The organism is Rhodococcus sp. 06-235-1A (genome assembly GCF_002258785.1).
GTDB lineage: Bacteria > Actinomycetota > Actinomycetes > Mycobacteriales > Mycobacteriaceae > Rhodococcoides.
The window spans coordinates 13,423-32,920 of the sequence record NZ_NOYI01000036.1 but is presented as its reverse complement, the minus strand read 5'-3'; the positions used below and the strand labels follow the sequence as shown (position 1 = coordinate 32,920).

Sequence of the window (19,498 nt, the reverse complement as noted above, 5' to 3'; positions counted from 1 at the left end):
AAGGGGGGTGGGGTCAGGGTGCGCCGTCGCCTGGAGTGTTGGGCTCGTGTTGCCTCTTCTCGGTATGGAACGTGATCAGATTGCCGTCGATGTCGACAGTTGCGAACTCCGTCGTTCCCCAGCCTGTCGAGACGGGACGGCCTACGTCTGCGGGGTGAAGCACCCCCGCGCGGGACATCTCGGCGTAAAGGTCGTTGATCTCGTCCACGGCGATGCGGCAGCTGGCGGTGCCGGCAAGGAACGTCTCGGCTCCGCTGCACACCGGCCATGCCGCGTGGTCTGAACGGGTATCCCAGCTGTCGTCGTCGGCGGCCCACAAGTGGATCTCGACGTCGTCGCGGGTGAGCCTCGCGAAAGTCGGGTCGGTGTACCGGGTCGTGAAGCCGAACGATCGGACGTATATCTCGGCAGCGGTGTCGATGTCTCGTACCGGCAGCGCAGGTACCACTTTCGACATGCCCATAGGCAACACTAACGCCGACGAGCCGGAGGGCGAGCCGACCCCGCCTCATATTGCTGGCGCTCAGTGCATTCGACTTCTGACACAGTGAACGCGACTTCTGAAACTGACATCCGGTGCGGAAGCGACCAGCCCGAATGTCGTGCCAAAAACGTGAGCTAAACCGATCGTGTCAGAACCTGCCGTGTCAGTGAGTTGTGGCAGTCTCTAGCCCTGTGGGGCACAAATACGGATACGCCAGGGTTTCGACCACTGATCAGACACCCGCGCTACAGAGCGACGCTCTGACTGCGTTCGGGTGTGAACGGCTCTTCGTCGACACTGCGAGTGGGTCCACGACCACGAGGCCCGCGCTCGACGAGCTCCTGGCCACCCTGTTGCCCGGAGACACCTTGTGCGTGTGGCGGCTCGACCGGCTCGGCCGTAACCTCCCGCACTTGATCGAACTCGTGACCGAGCTGAAATCCAGGGGAGTGGGGTTCGCATCGGTCACCGAACAGATCGACACTGCCACCGCCGGGGGTGAACTCATCTTTCACATTTTCGGTGCCCTCGCCTCGTTCGAGCGGCAGCTGCTCCGCGAACGCACGAACGCTGGCCTCGCCGCCGCGCGCGAACGCGGCAAGATCGGTGGCCGGCCACCCGCACTGTCGACCGCCAAGAAGCGTGAAGCCACCCGAATGCGTAACCAGGGCAGCACTATCGGCGACATAGCTGAAATCCTCGGAGTGAGTCGGCGAACCCTGTACCGCCATTTTGCGCAATCCTAGAGCTGAGGGGAGAACTACGCGGTTGGCACTCCCGCTCCGACCTCGACGGAATCACTCGCCGGTGACGCCTCACGCTGCGCCTGAGCGCTGGCCAGCTCACGGGCCTCTAACACGTTCAGATCTTCGCCGGCTTCGTTCTTCCAGCTGATGCGTCCATTGTTGCTTCCACCTACGAGCACTGCGCCGGCAGCGGATGGACTGTCGAAGAGCTCGTCGTCGCGAAAAATGAAAGCGTCATCTTCGATCGTCGCGCGGCCGCTGGCGATAAGAGACTCGCGGGTAGTCCTGACGCGCTCGGTAGCTGCGCCACGTAGATCCGGTCGGCCACGGGAACCTCGTTGCACAACAATGCCTTCGGAAGTCAAGTATCCCTGCGCGTCGCATCCGGACTCACGGAAGAACAGAGGCTGGTTTGGCGATTCTTCACCTGCTCTGGATTCACCCTTCGTTGGACGAATCGAATCGAGGATCGGTGCACCAAGGGTGGTCAGCAGGACGGAGATCGTGTCCAGAAACTCGTGGCAATCCGCCTCGAGCGGTGCTGGTGTGAACGGGTTGCTCGCATCGTTGCCATTGGTCAGCGTGTACCGGTCTGCGCGTTGGGCGGTTCGGATCGACAACCACTCCAGATAGGAGACGTGCGTGGACGTCCATTCATTGGTCAACGACACTGCAACCATCGCGCGGGTCCAGTTCTTCTCGCCATGCTCACCTAAGCGTTTACCGACGTTCCCGGTCTGGCCGATGTACGCGGTCCGCTCGTCATCGCTACCTCCGAACAGGTAGTACACCCCGACCTGCGTCGATGCCGGTAGCTTTGCAAATTCGCTCAGCAGCGATCGCGGGATGTCGAAGACCCGGACAGTCCTAGTGGTCAGGCTCGCGACCCGAATACCGGCGGGATCCCCACCGGGTAGATAGATCTGGATTGTCTGAGCCCGGACCATCAGGCAGCCTTCTCGATGTCGAGTTCGCGAACGATGCGCATGGTCTCGACGGCGACGGTGGTGACTTTCTTGATCAGTTCGACTATGTAGGTGGGGTTGTCGTGCTCGTCGCACCATAGGTTCGGATCGTTCACGATGCCCGATGGCTTGTCGGTCTTGACCTGGTAGCGGTCGATGATCCATGCCAGCGCTGACCGCGAACCGAGCATGTACTCCTCGGCTTCGGGTGGAATGCCGGTGAGGCTGACCTTCGAGTTGTAGACGATTGCGGTGTGGTCGGACTTGTTGCGCCACTTCAGTTTCTGTACTCGCCATGTCTCACGATCGTGTTCGTCGACACCGGCCTTTATCTCGACATCGAGTGGGTAGGGATCGACGTCCTCGTACTGCATATGAAGGGTGCCGAGCTGCTCGCCGGCGTTAGCGAGCTGGGTGAAGCGCTCCAAGCTTTCAGGGGTGGGGATGTGGGGGAGCATTTTCTTCAGATCCGCCGCGTACGTCTCCCGGTAGCCGGGGACATGCAGCTGCCCATACACCGACCAGAAAACCTGATCCTTGGTCACCGAAGCGTCAAGCGCGGTCCGGTAGACCTCGAGGATCTCATCGGTGATGTTGTCCACCCGCCGGTAACCCCACTCATCGACCCCAAAAGTATCGGCCGTCGATCCGAAGTCGAACCCGCCGCCCGCAGCACCGTCGATGCGTTCGTAGGTGTAGCGAGGGAAGAACTGACCAGTGTCCAGGAGGTGCAGGTTGGGAATCAGATTGGTCGCAAATGGAGTGAAGTCGAAGTGTGATGCCGGTCCAGTCAGAACGATGCCGTAGTTCCGGTGGTGGGGCGTTGGGAACATCGAAGGGAGCCTGCCAGGGCGGTCATTCAGGGACTTGTCGAAGTAGACATGGCTTCCTTGGAATGGCCGGTAGGCGCTTTCGCGGTATGCAGAAGTCTCTTCGCGAATGACCCTGCGCGCGTCGATAGATGACAACAGCGAGCTGCTCCACGAGATACTTTGGGGATCGCGGTTCACCACGTCCTGAAGGCGTTCGTTCCCCCGTTGAGCCTCTGCGCGATGAAGTTCCGCTTGATAGAAGGTGAGCGTCCTGCCGACCTGTTCGTGAAGCGAGTTCAAGGAGAAGCTGTAAACCCAGCTATCTCGGTTGGTCTTAAGTCCGCCCGAGAAAGTTCGGAAGACGACGGCTCCCGTAGCACCGCGGCTCGCGATCGCCGGCCATGAGCTGAAAGCACTGTCTCGCTGGCTGATCCAGTCGCCATGCGCGTTCGGCTGCACACTCTGCCATTCGAGGTTCTCGATAGTGCTCGTGTCAACGAGACGGAGTTTTTCGGCGCGGTCGAGATAGTCGCCGATATCTCGGTAGTGGATCTGTACGGGTCCTGTGTGCTTTTCGTTCTTAACACCGACGAAAATGACGATGGTGGAACGGCTTCCGGAGCCGAACACCTTGCCGCCTTCTCGTCGGGAAAGTTCGCCGGCTGTGCGTTGGTTACCGCGTAGATTGTAAATCCACAGGTGGGCGAACTCGTCGGCCATGCTCAGCCGCACTCCGTCGGCCGTGTTGCCGTCGATCCATCCTCCGTTGGAGACGAATGCGACTATTCCGTGGTCGCCGACGCGGTCGGTGGCCCATCGGTAGGCGCGGTAGTAGGAGTCGTAGAGGCTGTTCTTGAGCTGCGCCGTCGAGCGGCCGGCGTAGGTCGCGGCGATACGGGCGTCGAGAGTGGGGTAGCTGAGGTTGGCGTTGTTGTCGTTGGCGCTGTCCTGCCCGACCGAGTACGGCGGGTTACCTACGATGACATTGATCGGGGCTTCGACCTGTTTGACGATGCGGTCGTTGTTCTGCGGGAACATGATCGCGTCCATACTGTCGCCGTCTTCGGAGATCTGGAACGTGTCGGTGAGTACGATTCCCTCGAACGACTCGTACTGCCCGTCCTCGCCATTTGGGGTAGCCAGAGCGTGATAGGTGGTCTCGATGTTGACTGCCGCAATGTAGTACGCGAGAAGCATGATCTCGTTGGCGTGCAACTCTTCCCGGTACTTGCGTGCAAGGTCGTCGGGGAGAATGAGCCCGGATTGCAGGAGTCGGGTGAGGAAAGTGCCGGTCCCGGTGAACGGGTCGAGGACATGTACGCCGGTGTCGGTGAGGCCCTTCCCGAAATGCTCCTTCGAGACGTGGTCTGCGGCGCGGAGGATGAAGTCGACGATCTCGACGGGGGTGTAGACGATGCCGAGAGCGTCGGATTGCTTCTTGAACGCAACACGGAAGAATCGCTCGTACAACTCGGCGATGACCTGCTGTTTGCCTTCAGCGCTGGTCACTTCGGAGGCCCGGATGCGCACCGAGTCGTAGAACGAGTCGAGACCGTTGGTCTCCGATTCGAGGTTGGCGTCGCCGAGAGTGTCGAGCATCTGCTGCATGACGATCGAGACGGGGTTGTGCGCGGCGAAGTCGTGGCCGGCGAACAGGGCATCGAACACCGGCTTGGTGATCAGGTGTTGGCTGAGCATGCTGATTGCGTCGTCGCGGCTGATGGAGTCGTTGAGGTTGTCACGTAGTCCGGTGAGGAACCTCTCGAACTGCTCCGTCACTTGGGAGGATGCACCGCTGAGAAGCGCGTTTATGCGGGCGATCTGGGCGGCGGCGATGTCGGCGACGTCGGCGGCCCATTGTTCCCAGTAGACGCGTGTGCCGACCTTGTCGACGATGCGGGCATAGATAGCTTCCTGCCACTCCGAGAGTGCGAACAACGCCATCTGCGACGCCACCCCGCCACCGCCACCTTCGCCGTTGTCCTGCTTCGGATCCGTGTCCGGGGTGGGGTGTCCGTCGCCGATCGTTTCGTCGGAGTCGGTGGTCGGGCCGATGTGTCCGCCGAGGAGGCGATCGTTCCCCTGGCCGGCTTTTGCTTGTTTTGTGGTGGCGTTGAGGGCGATGGAGTTGACCATCGCGTTGAACCGATCATCATGCGCTCGAAGGGCGTTGAGGACCTGCCACACCACCTTGAAGCGGCGGTTGTCAGCGAGGGCCTGCGACGGTGACACTCCGGCGGGCACGGCGACGGGCAGGATGATGTACCCGTAGTCCTTTCCGGGGGAAAGGCGCATGACGCGGCCTACGGACTGGACGACGTCGACGACGGAGTTGCGGGGGTGCAGGAACAACACGGCGTCGAGGGCCGGGACGTCGACGCCCTCGGACAGGCAGCGTGCGTTGGACAGGATGCGGCATTCACCCTCGGGGACGGGTGCTTTGAGCCAGGACAGTTGCTCGTTGCGCTTGAGAGCGTTGAATGTGCCGTCGACGTGGCGGGCGGAGACGACGAGGTCTCGGTTGGTGGCGTCGACCTGTTCGCCGTCGTTCTCGTTTTCCTCGAGGAGGGCGCGGTAGGCGTCGACTACGTCGGGGAACACTTCGGCGACCTGCTTGGAGGCGGCGATGTCCTTGGCGAACGCCACGGCCCGTTTCATCGGGGGTGCGCCGATCGCGAACCCGTCGCCGTCAGGGGAGCGGCCGGCGCGCTTAGCGAGACCGTTCCAGCAGCCGACGATCTTGGAGGCATCGTCGAGTTGGAGTTCGGCGAAGTTGCCGGCGAGCTGTTTCTGCATAGGGGCTGCGACGAGGTCCTCGTCGACGGTGAGCACGATGACTTTATAGTCGGTGAGCAACCCGCGCTCGACGGCGTCACCGAAGGACAATCGGTGCATCTCGGGGCCGAAGATGTCGATGTCGTCCATCGACGACAACTCGGCGGAGTGGTCGGCGGCTTTTTCCTTGACGGCGTCGTCGAAGATCCGGGGCGTGGCCGTCATGTACAGCCGCCGTGATGCTTTGAGGAACTTGGCGTCGTGGACGCGGACGAAGTTCGATTCGTCCGCGCCGGCGACGGTGACACCGGTGGTGCGATGCGCTTCGTCGCAGATCACCAGATCGAACGCATCCACCCCCAGTCCTTGCGCCGCAGCGACCGTCGGCAGGGACTGGTAGGTGGTGAACACCACGGTCAGTCCTTTGGAGCGTTTGCGGTGCGCCATGTGCGATGCGAGGTTGTCGGGGTCGGTGGTCACCGGGATCGCGACGTCGACGGTGCTGTAGTCCTCGGCGGAGCGGGAGACTTTCGAGTCCGAGCACACGGCGAACGCGCGAATGTCGAGCTGGGTTTGTGCGGTCCACTCTCGGAGTGTCTGCGAGAGCAGGGAGATGGAGGGGACGGCGAACAGGATGCGTGCACTGCCGCCGGCTTCGGCTGCCGTGCGTTCGGCGATCTTGAGTGCGGTGAACGTCTTTCCGGTTCCGCAGGCCATGATCAGTTTCCCGCGGTCGTTGCCGGCGGAGAATCCGGCGAAGACAGCGTCGATCGCCTCGACCTGGTGTGGGCGGGGTTCGTTGCGGATCGCTTCACTCAACTCGACCGTCAGTTCGCCCTGCGGCCATGCGATGTCCCAGTCGATCGGGGCTTCGGCGATCTCGGCCAGACCGATCCGTTGGACGGGGATGGTCTGGTGGTTGATGGCGTCTTCGGCGTTCTTTCCCCACCGGTCGGTGGTGGAGATGATCACGCGGTTGGTGAACGACCGATCCCCATCGGCGGTGGGAAATGTTTGTCCGGAGGCGGTGAAGAACGAGTCGAGATCGCCTTTGCTCAACGTGGTGGTCGGTTCGTAGAACTTGCACTGGATCGCGGTGTAGTCGCCGGTGTCGCGTTCGCGGGCGACCAGGTCGATGCCGGTGTCGGCCTTACCTTGACGGTCGGGCCAGTCGATCCACCGCCACACCTGCTCGTACTGCTGCGCCAGCGTCGGATCGAGCTCGAAGTATCGAACCATCAGCTGCTCGAACTTGGTGCCCCGCTCCGAATTCGACGGCTCACCGCGGAACGCTTCGATAACCTCGTGCACACTCGCCATGACTACCGAAACCACCTCAACGTCGGGGACGATCAGACCGAGTATGCCGCTTACATCGACGACAACCGCCATCCACGGGGACTCTTCGGCGTTTCGGTCACTGAAGAGGTCGTGGCCCAGCGGAGTCTTCCTGGTCGAGCCGCAGACGCAGGACGCTCCGGTGTCGAATCCTCGAGTGCGAAGGGGCGTGCCGCCACGAAGCCTGCTCGGTCGGAGTCAGGATTGTTCGCGCGCGGCGGCCTGGACAGCACTGGCGAGTCCGGAGAACGAACATTCGACGGGATCGTGCGAGAGCAGACTGCTCAACACAATCGACTTCTGCTCCCCGAACGTGGAGTTGAGGCGCTGGGTGGACATCACGTAGAAGTCCCACTGGTCTAGGTCGAGCGGGTCAGCGGTGGACCGATCAGTCTGTTTGAAGACGCAAAAGACGTAGACGTCGGCCTGCCGCTTCCGTTGCGCGGCAATTGTGTTCGTCGTCGCGTCCCAGCCGTTCGTTGGCTGGATCCCGAAGCTGATCGTCGACAACCTCTCCTGCTTCCAACTTTGCAGGTACGCAGACGATTTCACCTCGACGCGAATTCCCCCTTCGGTCAGTAGATCAGAAGCATCCCACTCCACTCGGACTCCATCGGCTACGCATCCGAGTGCGAGTCCGACGATGTATTCGGCGAGAACACCGCGTTGGGCGTTCCCGATGAGATCCGAGCACGCCCAACGCCAGAACTGGTGAAGATCCGATCCGATCGACTGCCCCTGCTGCGTGAAGGGCTCGTCGCCACTCTTCGGTGCTGTCACGAGTGAGTCGAAGCGGTTCGTGAGCTCGATCGACGAGCATTCGGCCACGTCGGCCGCATACCGGGTCCCGTGGTGGTCGTGCAGCATCGCACTCGATGGGTCGACATGCCGATGAACTCGAAATCGATGGCCATGAAAATTCTCCCTCGATCGGACAGGTGAACGGAACTAGCTCTTCCGAGGTCTACTCATGTGCCGCCAGATCGAGTGGTCGAGTGCCGACACCGGCATGTCCATTCGCCTCGCAGCGTCGGTCACCAGCCGTGAGACTTCTTCGCTCCCGAGTCTGCGACCCAACGCCTCCACCACGAATCGAGTGACGAGAGTGTCGGCTTTGACGCCGTCGTGGCCGACCAGCATGAGGAAGTAGTCCCACGTCACCGGGCCCAAGCCGCGAGTTCCGCAGTACGCGGCTCGCTGCGCTGCCGAGTCCCGATCGATGTCGGATGCGTGGCGCGCGCCCGACGCTGCGAGCCGGCCGGCAGCAGAGACAATCGCCTCAGCCTTCGGCACACCCCCGGTCTTCTGCTTATTGCCGAGCACCGTCTGAAGCCACTGCGGGTCGGCCTCGCCCAGTACACCGAGGTCGTCCCAACTTTGCCTGCCGGACTCGGCCTTGTACCGCTTGATCGCGCCGCGTACGCCCGTGTCGGCAGAGACTCCGTAGACCGCTCTGATCGACAGGACCGCATCGATCAACGCCAATTCCACATGCCCCGGCCATCCGTCCGGGGCAGCGTGCATCTCAGTGATCTCAGCCGTGAGGTAACCGACGAGCACCTCGACATCGCCTGCGTCCGTCGTCGCCATTTACGGTGGATCCCTTCTGGGTCGATGAGAGCGGACGTTACCGGCCAGCGCCGACCTATTTACACAGATCTCGTCATCGACGCCCACAGTCCGTCGTACGGGCGAGGGTAAGGCAGTCGACACACGTTCCGGTGCCGCCTGCGACAGTCAGGCGGACGTTCGGCTATCCGCGGATGACGATCTCGATGGCGTCGACATCGACGTCGTACGTCTTCGCCAGACCGGCCTTCGCCTGCCGGATCGTCAACGCGGCGACCTCCGTCGTCGGTGCTTGCGTACTCGTGGACTGATCGTCGAATTTCTCGAAATTCGCATCCGCCAGGTCGATTCCCAGATCGTCCAACGTGGTGTACCGCACCGGATTTCGGTCACCCGTCCAGACATCAGGGACGCTGATGTGGGCGTACTCGCTGAACTGAATCTTCCACCGGTCGGGCCTATCGTCCGTCGCGGGAACCAGCCGAGAAATCCGCCCCACCAAAAAAGCGCTCCCATGATCCTCGGTGCCGTCCGCATACGCCTCGACGTTGTGTGCATTCTGCGTGCACACCACGTACTGGCACTTCCTGGCTCGCGCTGCATCCAGTTTCCACGACTGCGACCCACCCTCACCCAGAATCGAGTCGAGGCTCTTGCCGGTGAACACTGCCACTGTGTCTTCGTTGGTTGTCATGCTGAGAACGTAGCAAACTATCCAGCTTCGTGGCACGAACTATAGCTAGTTTTATTAATAGTCTGAAGCATCATGCCTGTTGGAGCACGCAGAAGTATGCCTCACCAGCGAGCCTCGCGGCGCTACCGCGACACCGAGCGTGGTCGGTCCCCGTCGCTCCCGCACAGTTACCCGAAGTGCTCCACAGGTGGAAGGTTGCCATCTGACGACATCGACGAGCGGTCGCGCATTCCGCCTGCCGGCGGTGCCGGCCACCTGCGGTGTCCCCTGAGTGGAGCTCCGCTGCGCTCCGCACCGTAGAAGAGCATCGTTCTTTCGGGCATCTGGCTGCCATCGAGTCTGCGTCACCCGTGCCCGCCTTACCCACCCCTGACTCCGCGATGCTCCGGCCCTGCGGGCGCGCCGAGAACTTTTCACGAACGCCTCCGGCTGAAAACTTCCCGGCCCAGGGGCAGGACGCCGTTCCCGTGCGCCGCCTACTCTCCCCACGCCAGATGACGGCGAAAGAACGCAGGGGAGGACGCAACACCGACCCGGCACGAGTTCCGAAGGGCAGCAACAGTTATGACCGAGACCACGAACACCGACGCCGTCACCTGCATCGCGGACGGCCCCGACTGCACCGGTGACGTCGAATACCGGGACGCACTGTCCGGGACCGGGGTATCGCATCCGAGGTGCGACAAGCACTGGCAAGGCCGTCTCGACCTCGAGGACGACCTCCGCCGCCGTTACCCGGCCCACGCACCCGCCGACTTCGACCCCACCTACGCAGGCGAGCACTGGGACGAGGACTACTGACCCTGCCCGCTCACCCATCCGAACCGCACCGACCGAGGAGCAGAAGCCATGACCGCCAACGACATCGACGACTACTGGACCACCTACGACAAGGCCCTCGACGCGGCCGCCGAATGTCGGAGCGTCGAATCGCTGATCGACACCCTCAACCGCTACTACCCGCCCTCGTCCGGAGTGGCGTTCTTCCCGAACGGGGCCGACCGAGACCTACTCGGCACACTCACCGACGCCGGACACTTCGCTACCGTCTGGATTCACGCGGACTACCACTTCGCGCTCCGTGACGGCCGCGGAGATGGATTCACCTACATCGAAGGCGACATCGTCCGCGGAACCTCACGCCGGTAGAACACCCGCCCCGGTGCCAGACGGCACCGGGGCACCACCTGGAAGGAACGCCCCTGATGCCCGCTCAAGCATGGGTCACCCTGATCGTCGGCGTCCTCGCCGTCGTCGGCGTCGCCCTGACCGTCCGCCAACGCACCGTGGCCGACAAACGCGCCCAAGCCTGGCAACGGATCACCTGGTGCCTCGAGCGCACCACCAGCGACAACGACACCGAAGCCGAACTCGGATGGGACATCTACGCCACCGTCACCGACTCCGCACTGATCACCCGAACCGAGCAGGACGTCCTGGTCGCGGTCTCCGATCGAGCTGCAGCCCGACGTGCACTGGCGGACCAGGACCAAACCGAGGACACTGACAACCAGAACGATCAGGAGGACCCATGATGACCACCACCGAAAAGCGCACCGACCGCCCCGCCGAGCGTCCCCGAGTCGCCGCCGCAGCAGCCCGCGCCTCGATCGCGCTCCGCGAACGCACCGGCCGAGAGGTGCCGCAGTGGCTCCGTGACACCGCCGAAGGGCGCCCGACCACCCCACCCGCCGAGCTGACCTGACACAGGCACCAGCCGCAGACCGATAAGGCCCGCACCCGACACAGGGTGCGGGCCTTATCCGTTGCGCAATAAGGGCTCAGCGGCTCGCGTGGGGCCGGGCCACCCTGCGGGCGTCCACCGCATCGAACTCCGCTGCGCTCCGTCCTGTGAAAAGAATTCTTGTTTTCCCTTCTGGCCTTCCGATTTTGACCGGCGGTGACCTCCGCGCAACCGCCGGCGTCCGCTGCGCTCCCGGCCCGAAGGGCTCCGGAAACTTTTCACAGACGCCTCCGGCTGAAAACTTTCCGGCCCGACCATTGCACTCCGGCCCCCTCATGCCGGTCCAACTCTCCTCTGCCAGAACGGCAAAAAAATTGGCGGGCCGCGAGGTCGCCACGTTGAGTAGGGGAGCGCGAGATGCCGAAGACTACCGCCCAGAAAGCCCACAGCAGCACCGACACCGACAACTACGGCGCAGTGGTCACCCACACGACCGCCACCATCGTCGGACGCCAGAACGCCGTGGTCAACGTCCACGCCGCCGCCACCGACGACGCCCAGATGATCGTCACCATGGGCCGCCTGATGATGACCTTCCGCTCCGCCGCCGCCGTCCACGCGTTCATCGCCGGACTGGCCGACGCCCGCACCCTCATCGGCCGCATCGACAACCAGGCACCCCAGCCCGGGGGACCGGGCGACGACTACGCCCGCGCCGCCATGTCCGTCGTCTGGATCGCGCCACCGGAAACCGCCGTCACCCCACGCGAGCAGTACGTACCCGCACGTCGACGCACCATGCACTGGGTCGAGGTCCACATGGGACCGGTCACCTGGCGCATCATCGACCGCCTCGGCTACGTCACCATGCTCGACGAGCTCCGAAACGTCCACCGCATGGCCGTCGCGATCTTCACCGACGGCGACCAGTACCTCAGCGACCCCACCACCCTCACCGACGCATTCGACGACGCCGAACGCGAACACCAGGAAGACATGGCCGCACCCTGGCGACGACGCCTCTGACCCCGGCGCACGGACGCGGCCCCGGACCCGACACGGGCTCCGGGGCCGAGTCGTATCCATCCACAGGGAAACTCTCTATCCCCAGATTCCGGAAAATGCCTGTGCATCGCGGACCTCGCTGGCGCTCGGTACGCGATGCTGGAAGAACCCCCGCACCCGCAGGTCGCCCGGCTCACCCACCGAAGGAACACGACACCGATGATCACCTGGACCGTCACCACCCGCCCCGACCGACGACCCGAAACCATCACCGCCGCAGGAGCAGAACCCAGCCTCGACGCGGCGAAACGAGCTGCCGCCGACGCCGTCCGCTACGCCCTCCTCGACGCCCAGGCCCACGCCGATGCCAGCCCCACCAACACCCCACCGACCTACCTCGTCACCATCGACGGAGCCTGCGCCCTCATCGTCAGCCTCGGAGCCTGCCGACCCGCCAACTACACCGGCGTCCTCGACAACCTCGAACACTTCGACGGCACCGCCACCCACCTGCTCTACCTCTAGAACCGTGCGGCCGCGGACCCCGCTAAAGTCGTTGCAAGAGAACCATTTCTGTCGGTACCCACTGCCACACTCGGCACCATGCGAATCAGAACCCTCGACGGACCACCACTACCCGGCGAAATAGCCGAACAGGCAGCCCGCGCAATTGCCCTCCGCCACGGCCTCGGTCAGCAGTACGCGACCGGCGTTGACTCCACCAGGAAAACTACGGTCAAGCCGCTACTGTCACCCCCGTGAGCTTCCACGCCCAGGCCCCTGCCCCGGCCACTCCAACCGTGCCGGTCGAAGCAGTTGACCCGCCAGGCATCGGCGTGTGGTTCCTCGACAACCTCACACAACCCGCCGCTACTGTTCTCGCCAGCGTCGGAATCATCGTCGCTGCAGTCATAACCTTCATCATCGGCTATCTCAGTCGCAGACAGCTAGATCGGCACCACAAAGCAACCCACACGCTCGCCGACATTCAAGAGCTACGCCGGCGATTCGTCACCACCTCAGCACAATTCGCCGACCCATCTCCCGAAGTCCGACTCGCCGGGGTCTATGCCCTCGAAGCACTCACCAACGACTGGATCGACCACAACAGAAACACCGACGCCCAAACCTGCATCAACTACCTCTGTGGCTACCTCACCCGCCCATACGCACCACCCACCCACGACCCCCACCTACGCCAAACCGTCGTCACGGTCGACGCAGCCACCACCGTCGAAAGCACCTACCAGCACCCCCATGACGACCTCACGGTCCGGCAAGCCATCACCCGCACCATCGCCACCCACCTGAAACCCGACCACCAACACAACTGGAGCAACTACAACTACGACTTCACCGGCGCGTACTTCCACAACGCCGACTTCAACGACGCCCGTTTCTACGGCACAACCACCCTCGACAAGGCGCAGTTTCACGGTGATTGGACGTCGTTCAGTGAGGCGCAGTTCCACGGTGAGACGACGTTCGACGAGGCGCAGTTTCACGGCATGTGGACGTCGTTCGGTGAGGTGCAGTTTCGCGGTGCGTTGACGTTCGGAAAGGCGCAGTTTCACGGTGAGACGACGTTCAGCGAGGCGCAGTTCCACGGTATGTGGACGTCGTTCGATGAGGCGCAGTTCCACGGTATGTGGACGTCGTTCGGAAAGGCGCAGTTCCACGGTGCGTTGACGTTGTTCAGTGAGGCGCAGTTCCACGGTGAGGCGTCGTTCGGTGAGGCGCAGTTCCACGGTGCGTTGACGTTCGAAAAGGCACAGTTCCACGGTGAGGCGTCGTTCGGTGAGGTGCAGTTCCACGGTGAGGCGTCGTTCGGAAAGGCGCAGTTCCACGGTGAGACGACGTTCGGAAAGGCGCAGTTCCACGGTGAGACGACGTTCAGCGAGGCGCAGTTCCACGGTGAGACGACGTTCAGCGAGGCGCAGTTCCACGGTGAGACGCTATTCAACTCGCCGGGAGCGTGGAATAACGTCTACTTCGACTGGGACACCGAAGTCCCCTACGCCGCCGAAGGATCCAAACCGGACAACGTCAAACCACACGACTGGCCACCTACCGTCGTGGAGCCGACGCCCTAGCGCTACCGCGACACCGAGCGTGGCGGTCTCCGTCGCTCCCGCACAATCGCCTCGCGAGCTCCGCGGCCGGGAGGTGGGCACTCCGCCGGCGTCGACGAGCTGGGTGCATTCCGCCTGACGGCGGTGCCGGCCACCCTGCGGGCGTCCCCTGGATGGAGCTCCGCTGCGCTCCGCACCGTGGAAGAGCAAAGACGTTTTTCACTGCGGTTCTGGCTACCGGCGAGCATCCATCACCCGTGACCGCCGCCTCAACCCCTCGCTCCGCTGCGCTACGACCGAAGGCTCCGAACACTTTTCGTAGAGCAGTCGCTGCGCTCCCACGAAAACTGTCCGGCCGAGGGGTTGCCCCGTCGTCCCCGTGCGCTGACTTCTCTCCTCACGCCAGAAACGGCGAAAAACGTGGCAGGGCAAAGGGCCAGGCCACCAGTTGAGAAGGGACGTCACGACATGCACGACACCATCACAGGACCGAGGACGGTGGGACTGCGCACCGCGATCATGACCGCGATCGCCGGAGTCCCGGTACAGGTCAAGACCCACGCACTCGCACAGGTCACCGCCTACACCGAGCAGGTCAACCGAGCCGCATCGGACGCGAACTCGACCACCGTCGACGCGCACCTCGAGCGGGCCGCGTTCTGGGCATGCACCGCCCGCGAACACGGAGCCAGTGAGGCCGAAATCCACGCCGCACGGCTCGCAGGCCACCACCACGTGGCCACCGCCCGGCAGTAACCCCCGAGGCCCACACCGCCCCGGAAAACAAGAAACACCGGACAGCTCCTAACTGCCCGGTGTCTCCAACCGAAGAATCTACCAGGGAGAGAGACACCACCATGACCGCAAGCATCGAAACCACCACCGCCGCAACCGAAGCCCCCACGACCGGCACCACGCCGGTCGTGGGGGCGGGCGAGGAGTACGCCCGCCTGCACCCCACCGCCCTCGAGGTCGGACCGAACGTCCGCGACGAGGTCGTCACCGACACAACGGCATTCCGAAACATGGTCGCCTCCATCATCGAACACGGAGTGCTGCTACCGATTCTCGCGCGCCGCGACGGCGACCTCATCGTGGTCATCGACGGCCAGGTTCGCACCCTCGCCGCAATCGAAGCCGGGGCCGAGAGCGTGCCGGTGCTGATCCGGCCCGACGCGAGCACAGCGAAGGACCGGGAAATCGAGCGTCTCACTCGGCAGGTCGTCGCCAACGACCGCCGTATCGACCTCACCGCAGGCCAGCGGGCGAAGGCCGTGACCGACATGCTCGAACTCGGTGTCTCGGTGCCCAAGATCGCCAAGGCCGTCCAGGTCAAGCGCGAGACCGTCAAAGCAGCAGGGGCAGCGGGCCGGTCGCAGGCTGCGATCGATGCCCTCGACGCGGGACAGCTCACCCTCGACCAGGCCGCGATCGTGGCCGTGTTCGACGCCGAGGGCGACACCGACGCCGTCGCACAACTGCTCAATGCCGGGTCGTGGTTCCGGTCCGAAGCGCAGCAGCTGCTCGCCGACCGCGCCGAGCGCAAGGCCCGCACCGCAGCAAGCGCACCATACGCCGAGAAGGGACTGACGGTCCTCGAGGAAGAGCCCTACTACGGCGACCCCTACACCGCCGCTGAGGACTTGGTGACTACAGATGGAGACCCGATCACCGAAGCGATCATCGAGGCCGCGGCCGAGCACTGGGCGGTGTGGCTGACGAAAGAGGAGAAGCTCACCCTCGTCGCGACGGGCGAGTTCATCGACAAGGACAGTATCGACTGGGACACCCAGGTCGATCTGTCAGGGGACGCGGAGGAGGGACTGCACCACTACAAGGACGTCGGGTCCGTCGAAGTGTGGGTGCCGGAGTACTTCACCGCCGACCCCGATGCCGCCGGTGTGAAACTGGGTCCGATCCTCGCCGCCGCATCGGCCGAACCCGCCGCCGACGAGTCCTCCGATGCAGCCGCAAAGAGAGTGCGCGAGCAGGAAGCAGCACAGAAAGTGCTCGCGGCGAAGGAGGCCGAGAAGCTCGCACGTCGGCGCACCATCGCACTCAACAAGGCCAGCGCCGCCGCCACGATCGTCCGCAAGGAATGGCTCGCGAAGTTCCTCACCCGCAAGACCCTGCCGAAGGGTGCCGCGAAGTGGATCACCGACACACTCGTCGACGAGCCTGGACTGCTCACCCAGAACAAAGCGTCCGAGCACCTCGCAGAGTTGCTCGGTATCACGATCGGCAAGCCCGAAGGCCACCTGTGGGGCGACTGGAAAGAACGCGCCGCCCGTACCGCTCTGGCTCCGGTGATCGACACGGCCAGCGACGCACGCGCACAGGTGATCGCGCTCGCGCAGATCCTCGCCGCCTACGAAGCGCGGATGAGCGGGACCGGTAAAGACTGGTGGAAGCGAGTCGGCGGCTCCAACCAGGACAACTACCTGGGCTTTCTCGACCAGCACGGCCACGTGCTGACCGTGGTCGAACAGGTCGGGGCCGGAACGCTCACCCCCGAGCAGGCATACGACGCACTCACCGCACCCAGCGAGGAGAGCATCACCGACTAGAACCGGCATCGGTGGCGGGTACCTCTCCGGGTGCCCGCCGCCGGTGGCCTCGTCCCCGGTCCGGGTCGAGGGGGCTGCCGCCGCCCTCGAGCTCCCCCGCTCGACGCCCCACCACCGCACTGCTCACGACGCGCAGGCGGCTCACCGCCCGTCAGTGTGCGGCGTTGTACGCCTCAACGATGTCGGCCGGAATTCGGCCACGTTCGCTGATCTCGTAGCCCTGGTCGAACGCCCACTGCCGGATCGCGCGTGTCTGCTCCGGATCGCGCTTGGCCGATCCGCCGGCCGCGGTCGACCCGGAACTCGGGGAGGGCTTACGCTTGCGGCCACCGACCCGCGTCGCGTGCTGGATGTAGTGGTCGAGCTTCTTGTGAAACTCGGTGGCGTTCTTCGCTTTCAAGTCGATCAAGTACTCGACACCGCCCACCGCGAATTCGATCGTTTCGCCGGATTCGTCGTCGATGACCGACCCGTCGATATCGTCCACCAATTGGGTTGTCACTCGTTTGGCCACAGCCGGAAAACCTTTCGATCACACACATTTGTCACGGACTCGGGTACCGGCCAGCGTAACCAAAGAATGCGACGACAAGCTGCACCCTTTCATGTCACGACATCGCGGGGAGTGATATCGGATCGGATTCCTTTGAATGCGGGATGCCGTAAACGCCCCGTTGCCGATTGTTCTCGGTATTCCACGGTCGCCACCAATTCCGGTGTCACCCAGGACACTCCGACTGCGTCGGTGCGTGGAACCGGACCGTGTAGCGCACTGTCCGGACGGGTGCGCTCGGTGAGTGTGCTTCGCAGCTCTCGGCGCATCCGATCGGTGAAACCCGTTCCCACACGGCCGATGTAGACCAACTCGCCCGCCTCGTCGTACGCTCCGAGTAGCAGCGCCGCCAGTGTCCCACCGGCGCGCCCGCCAGTGGGAACCCATCCGCAGATCACGCCTTCGCGTGTGTTCCGGATCGGAACCTTGACCCACGATGGCGACCGGATCCCCGATCGGTACACCGACTCCGCTTTCTTCGCCACGACCCCCTCGATGCCGTTGTCGGCGGCAATGCCCATCAACGTCTCCCCGTCGATTCCCGTCATATTCGGCGGCACCTGCACTCGCCGCCCGTCGGCCACGCCGAGGCCCTCTAGCAGCTCACGGCGCTGCGTGTAGGGGAGCGTCCGGACAGATTCGCCGTCGATGTCGAGGACGTCGAACACGAAATACGTCACCGGGGTCGACCGCAGCAACGCCGCCGACGGGCGCGCGACATGCATTCGGCGTTGCAGCAGCCCGAAATCGGGCCGACCGCCCGAATCCAGTGCCACCAACTCGCCGTCCAGGGTCACCGATCGACCCGCAGTCGTGTCCGACAACGCAGCCGCCACATCCGGGAACGAGGCGGAGATGTCGTTTCCGTTGCGCGAGAACAGCTTCACCCACGATGTGCCGCCGACAACGCAGACCCCGCGTTGGCCACTGGAGTCCGCGCGGGTTCGATCGGCTGCCAGGAACCGGTGTGAGCCCAGGGTTCCTGGTCAGAGCAACGATTCTTCTTCATTCCGTGGTCGCTCAAATTTCATCAGTTACTCGTGGATTCTGCGAGTTCCTCGCATAAGTTCACTGTTCGTGTCAGATTTCGCTACTCGTCGGCAGCAGCGCATCGCTGCCGACGGCGCATCGAGTGCCGCGGGGGTCGGCAGCGGGGAACTTGCGGACGTCGAATCGCTGCAGCGGCTGGCGTCGGCGTCGGGGGACGACGAACACGACTTCTTCCGTAACACGCTGGTCGAATACGGATGGGCCAGAGATGTGGCGGGTCTGAGCCCGCGACGCTGCAGAGAATCATGTATCCCGTGATCGAGATATGCGATTACTTCGATTGCGTGCCATGGCGATTGACCCAGCAGCAGTTCGATCAGTACTTCGCCGGTCCCGGCAAACGCAGTCACGCGACCATCCGGAAAAAGACAGTTCAGATCGACAACTACTACCGATTCCTCGAGCACCGCTACGCTGGCGAGCTGCTCCGAGCGTTCGGCGTCGGTGTCGAGTCACCGGTCGACCCGTTCAACCGGCCGAGGCACAGGGGTGATTTCGCGCTGCGGATTCCTCCCACTCGACGAGCGATGACAGCGTTCTTTGCCGACTGGAGAGACGCCCTGCCACGCTCTCGCAAGTACCACGTGAGCGCACGCGACTACACCATGGCGAAGATTGCGTACTTGTCCGGGGTGCGGGCGTCGGAGCTGTGTGCGGTGAAGATCGGCGACATCCATTGGGAAGCGGGACAGTGGGGCCGCTTCGTCGTCGTGGGTAAGGGTGCCCGCGGATCGGGTCCACGCGAACGGCAAGCTTTTCTCTTCGAAGAGGGGAGAGAGCTGCTGTGGTGGTATCTCGAGCAGGTCCGGGGCGAGTTCTGCGACGACCCGACCGACGCGGGCGCACCGTTGTGGCCATCGGAACGCTTGCCGACCGCCGTCGCGGCGCTCAACCTCGCCGTTGCACCCGCCATTCAACCCTCGACATTTCGCCGCAATCTCAAAGCTGCATCGCACCATCACCTCAACGGCCCGGTGCGCGAGCTCTACCCCCATCTGTTGCGTCATGCCTGCGCTACCCACAACTACCAACGAGGAATGCCCTTGTGGGATGTGCAGAAGATGCTCGGTCACGAATGGGCAAGCACCACTGTGGGCTATCTGGCGTCGGCAGGAGCCGACCCGGAACGGTCCGTCATCGAGTCGACACAACGCGCCGTGCGGCGCTTGAGTACGGAGAATTAG

At 63.6% G+C, this 19,498-nt stretch carries 21 protein-coding genes; 13 read left to right on the top strand and 8 right to left on the bottom strand.

Going from position 1 to position 19,498, the window contains the following annotated elements; translation table 11 throughout:
• Nucleotides 1–13: 13 nt before the first annotated feature.
• A complete protein-coding gene (locus tag CH275_RS28110) occupies nt 14–457 on the bottom strand; it encodes a bleomycin resistance protein (protein WP_237606111.1) in 444 nt (147 codons plus the stop codon).
• 218 nt (nt 458–675) lie between these two features.
• On the opposite strand from CH275_RS28110, the gene CH275_RS28105 reads away from it, so the two are divergent.
• The gene (locus tag CH275_RS28105) at nt 676–1,230 is read left to right on the top strand and encodes a recombinase family protein (RefSeq protein WP_037190569.1); all 555 of its coding nucleotides are present in this window, start codon (nt 676–678) and stop codon (nt 1,228–1,230) included.
• Between the two features lie 14 nt (nt 1,231–1,244).
• Here CH275_RS28105 and CH275_RS28100 read toward each other — a convergent pair whose 3' ends face one another.
• The 5 genes from CH275_RS28100 to CH275_RS28080 form a co-directional block, all read right to left on the bottom strand.
• Nucleotides 1,245–2,021, bottom strand: a complete 777-nt coding sequence (locus CH275_RS28100; protein ID WP_242640282.1) for a GIY-YIG nuclease family protein — start codon at nt 2,019–2,021, stop codon at nt 1,245–1,247.
• A gap of 155 nt (nt 2,022–2,176) precedes the next feature.
• Nucleotides 2,177–7,102, bottom strand: coding sequence for a DEAD/DEAH box helicase (locus tag CH275_RS28095; RefSeq protein WP_094634730.1), 4,926 nt, complete (start codon nt 7,100–7,102; stop codon nt 2,177–2,179).
• 216 nt (nt 7,103–7,318) lie between these two features.
• Complete coding sequence (locus CH275_RS28090) at nt 7,319–7,900, bottom strand: hypothetical protein (RefSeq protein WP_256986477.1); 582 nt, start codon at nt 7,898–7,900, stop codon at nt 7,319–7,321.
• Nucleotides 7,901–8,068: 168 nt separating this feature from the next.
• On the bottom strand, nt 8,069–8,710 hold the full coding sequence (locus CH275_RS28085; protein ID WP_052057730.1) for a hypothetical protein: 642 nt from the start codon (nt 8,708–8,710) through the stop codon (nt 8,069–8,071).
• 163 nt (nt 8,711–8,873) lie between these two features.
• Nucleotides 8,874–9,383, bottom strand: coding sequence for a hypothetical protein (locus CH275_RS28080; RefSeq protein WP_052057729.1), 510 nt, complete (start codon nt 9,381–9,383; stop codon nt 8,874–8,876).
• 564 nt (nt 9,384–9,947) lie between these two features.
• Between CH275_RS28080 and CH275_RS28075 the strand changes: the two genes are divergently transcribed.
• From CH275_RS28075 to CH275_RS28040, 10 genes are all read left to right on the top strand, one after another.
• Entirely contained in the window at nt 9,948–10,184 is a 237-nt protein-coding gene (locus CH275_RS28075) for a hypothetical protein (RefSeq protein ID WP_037146810.1), read from the top strand.
• 48 nt (nt 10,185–10,232) lie between these two features.
• Nucleotides 10,233–10,532 carry a hypothetical protein gene (locus CH275_RS28070; protein ID WP_037146805.1) on the top strand — a complete coding sequence of 100 codons (300 nt, stop codon included), beginning with the start codon at nt 10,233–10,235 and terminating at the stop codon, nt 10,530–10,532.
• A gap of 56 nt (nt 10,533–10,588) precedes the next feature.
• A complete protein-coding gene (locus tag CH275_RS28065) occupies nt 10,589–10,918 on the top strand; it encodes a hypothetical protein (protein ID WP_037146804.1) in 330 nt (109 codons plus the stop codon).
• Nucleotides 10,918–11,088 carry a hypothetical protein gene (locus CH275_RS29730; RefSeq protein WP_165839653.1) on the top strand — a complete coding sequence of 57 codons (171 nt, stop codon included), beginning with the start codon at nt 10,918–10,920 and terminating at the stop codon, nt 11,086–11,088. Before CH275_RS28065 ends, CH275_RS29730 begins: the two co-directional genes overlap by 1 nt.
• A gap of 396 nt (nt 11,089–11,484) precedes the next feature.
• A complete protein-coding gene (locus tag CH275_RS28060) occupies nt 11,485–12,093 on the top strand; it encodes a hypothetical protein (RefSeq protein ID WP_052058739.1) in 609 nt (202 codons plus the stop codon).
• Nucleotides 12,094–12,291: 198 nt separating this feature from the next.
• Nucleotides 12,292–12,597 carry a hypothetical protein gene (locus CH275_RS28055; RefSeq protein ID WP_037154365.1) on the top strand — a complete coding sequence of 102 codons (306 nt, stop codon included), beginning with the start codon at nt 12,292–12,294 and terminating at the stop codon, nt 12,595–12,597.
• A 78-nt stretch (nt 12,598–12,675) separates the two neighbouring features.
• Entirely contained in the window at nt 12,676–12,834 is a 159-nt protein-coding gene (locus tag CH275_RS29725; protein ID WP_176459082.1) for a hypothetical protein, read from the top strand.
• Entirely contained in the window at nt 12,831–14,165 is a 1,335-nt protein-coding gene (locus CH275_RS28050; RefSeq protein WP_141214654.1) for a pentapeptide repeat-containing protein, read from the top strand. Before CH275_RS29725 ends, CH275_RS28050 begins: the two co-directional genes overlap by 4 nt.
• 447 nt (nt 14,166–14,612) lie before the next feature.
• Nucleotides 14,613–14,900, top strand: coding sequence for a hypothetical protein (locus tag CH275_RS28045; RefSeq protein ID WP_094629923.1), 288 nt, complete (start codon nt 14,613–14,615; stop codon nt 14,898–14,900).
• 101 nt (nt 14,901–15,001) lie between these two features.
• Nucleotides 15,002–16,711 (top strand): ParB/RepB/Spo0J family partition protein, encoded by a 1,710-nt coding sequence (locus CH275_RS28040; protein ID WP_094629922.1) that lies wholly within the window; start codon nt 15,002–15,004, stop codon nt 16,709–16,711.
• A gap of 151 nt (nt 16,712–16,862) precedes the next feature.
• On the opposite strand, the gene CH275_RS28035 is transcribed toward CH275_RS28040, so the two are convergent.
• Both CH275_RS28035 and CH275_RS28030 read right to left on the bottom strand, forming a co-directional pair.
• Complete coding sequence (locus tag CH275_RS28035) at nt 16,863–17,225, bottom strand: histone-like nucleoid-structuring protein Lsr2 (protein WP_094629921.1); 363 nt, start codon at nt 17,223–17,225, stop codon at nt 16,863–16,865.
• Nucleotides 17,226–17,314: 89 nt separating this feature from the next.
• A complete protein-coding gene (locus CH275_RS28030; RefSeq protein ID WP_094629920.1) occupies nt 17,315–18,223 on the bottom strand; it encodes an ATP-dependent DNA ligase in 909 nt (302 codons plus the stop codon).
• A gap of 118 nt (nt 18,224–18,341) precedes the next feature.
• Between CH275_RS28030 and CH275_RS29825 the strand changes: the two genes are divergently transcribed.
• Both CH275_RS29825 and CH275_RS28025 read left to right on the top strand, forming a co-directional pair.
• A complete protein-coding gene (locus CH275_RS29825; protein WP_217901379.1) occupies nt 18,342–18,572 on the top strand; it encodes a hypothetical protein in 231 nt (76 codons plus the stop codon).
• Nucleotides 18,573–18,598: 26 nt separating this feature from the next.
• Nucleotides 18,599–19,498, top strand: coding sequence for a tyrosine-type recombinase/integrase (locus CH275_RS28025; RefSeq protein WP_217901378.1), 900 nt, complete (start codon nt 18,599–18,601; stop codon nt 19,496–19,498).